Raw genomic sequence first — 2186 nt, 5'->3', positions numbered from 1 at the left:
CTGAGGAACTCATGGACCATGTCATCACCGCCAAGTCCTCTAAAGACCAGCGAAAAGACAGAAGCCCCGATCAGGATAACAAAGACCATAGATGAGATTTCCATGGTGGAACGCATGATCGGACGCAGGATGTTGGTACGCCAAACTCGACCAAGAGAAACCAGTATCCCCCAAAAGAGGCCAATAGAAGCAAGACATGCAGCGACAATGGCAATCATATCCACTGTCGGGATTTCATTTCTGGAAACCCGCAGGTCAAAGAAAGAAATCAACACCAGCATAAAGAGCAGGCAGAGAGTTGCGATGATGGTCGGACGCCGACTGCCAAAATCCATGAAATCAAATGGAGAGGTCCGATCAGCATGTTCTAACAGCCCGAGTTCCTGTGTTCGCATTCCCGCCAGCAAGAGAGAGCCGATGGCTCCTACAGCCGCCGCTTCTGTCGGAGTTGCAATCCCGCTCAGGATGGACCCGAGAACAGAAACGATCAGGGCCACAGGTGGGACCAAGGCATGAAGGATCTTGTTGAAGAACGCACCGGGTTCGATATGGTTTTCATCTCGCGGAATGGGCGGTGAGCTTTCCGGGCGAATGATGGCGACGATCATCTGATAGGCGATGTACATACCCACAAGCATCAGACCGGGGATCAAGGCACCCGCAAAGAGATCCCCAACGGATACAGGATCCGGTGACCAGTTGCCGATGGCCCGTTGAGCGTCGGAATAGGCGTTGGAGATCTGGTCGCCCAGAATAACCAGGACGATTGATGGTGGAATAATCTGGCCCAGTGTTCCTGCAGCACAGATCGAGCCACAGGCGAGGGACGGATCATAGCCCCGGCGCAACATGGTTGGCAGGGACAACAGCCCCATGGTGACAACCGTGGCCCCGACAATACCGGTTGAGGCAGCGAGCAAAGCCCCGACGATGGTCACGGAAATACCCAAGCCACCGCGCACAGAGCCAAAGAGCTGTCCCATGGTATCGAGCAGTTCCTCAGCCACCTTGGACTTTTCAAGCATGACGCCCATAAAGACAAAGAGCGGCACGGCAATGAGGATCTCATTGGTCATGGCATTACCATAAATACGCGATGGTAGTGCCCCGAAGAAGGAGAGATCAAACACCCCTGTGGCATAGCCAAGCAGGGCAAAGGCGATAGCAACGCCCGCAAGAGTAAAGGCGACGGGAAAACCTGCCATAAGAAAGAAGCAAGCGGCAGCGAACATCAAGAGATCAAGAGTTTCAGCCATTGTTACATTCCCCCCGGGCCGTCTTCTGCGGCTTTGTGTTCAACACCTCTGATGATGGCGAGTGAGTGAATGGCCATGGAAATACCTTGTAGTGCCATCAGAGCACAAAAGGCAATGATCGAGCTTTTGAGAATATAGACAGCAGGGATCCCACTGGTTTCTTTGGATGATTCCAGAATGGACCAGGAATTTGCTACATAGGGCCAGCCGTAAATCAGGATGAGGGCCAGAACCGGGAGCAGGAAAAAGATCACCCCGAAGAAGTCGACAAAGGCCTGTTTGCGTTCACTGGCTGCCCCGTAGAAGATATCTACCCGGACATGCCCGCCGTGCAACAGGGTGTACCCTGCGCCGAGCATAAAGAGAAAGCCATGCATATAGATAATTGATTCCTGCATGAAGATGGAACCAATCCCGAAAACATATCGCAACAGAACCACGGCAAACTGAACGAGAACCATAAAGAGCGCCAGCCAGGAAACAGTCCGGCCCACGCGTTCGTTCAAAGCATCGATGGTCTTTGCGAGGGAAAGAAACCCTGCCACAGTAGTCTCCCTATCGATTTATTTTTATTATTTTATCCAAAAAGAGGCCAGCAGGGGCTGGCCTCTTTTATGTCGGTTATCACTGATGAAACAATGATTAGATCTTCAGTGCAGCGCCACGTGCCGCTGTGTAATCAGACTCAGACAGTGTGGTCCAACGAGAAACCTTGCGACGGAATTCAATGTAGCTGTCGTAAATCTCTTTGGAGATATCGTCTGTCTGACCAACTTCTTTCACAACTTCTTCGGACTTGGCGCCCAGAGCATCCATAATGTCCTGAGTGAAAGTACGAAGTTCAACGTTGTGTTTGTTCAACAGAACATCCAGAGAGTCACCGTTTTTGGCATTGTACTCTGACAGCATGACGTTGTTCTCGGCAGCACA

The 2186-nt window shown here is 51.6% G+C and carries 2 protein-coding genes and 1 pseudogene; all 3 read right to left on the bottom strand.

Annotation, left to right across the window (positions count from 1 at the left end):
* On the bottom strand, positions 1-1256 hold a 1256-nt coding region (locus tag BKB51_RS20450; protein WP_085902980.1), incomplete at its 3' end, for a TRAP transporter large permease.
* A 2-nt stretch (positions 1257-1258) separates the two neighbouring features.
* Positions 1259-1801 carry a TRAP transporter small permease subunit gene (locus tag BKB51_RS20445; protein ID WP_085902979.1) on the bottom strand — a complete coding sequence of 181 codons (543 nt, stop codon included), beginning with the start codon at positions 1799-1801 and terminating at the stop codon, positions 1259-1261.
* A gap of 97 nt (positions 1802-1898) precedes the next feature.
* Positions 1899-2186 (bottom strand): annotated as a pseudogene (locus BKB51_RS20440) (ABC transporter substrate-binding protein); the annotation flags it as partial.

It is taken from the genome of Kiloniella majae (genome assembly GCF_002118315.1).
Taxonomy (GTDB): domain Bacteria; phylum Pseudomonadota; class Alphaproteobacteria; order Kiloniellales; family Kiloniellaceae; genus Kiloniella; species Kiloniella majae.
The sequence above is the reverse complement of the archived record's forward strand: the minus strand, read 5'-3'. Positions and strand labels throughout refer to the sequence as shown.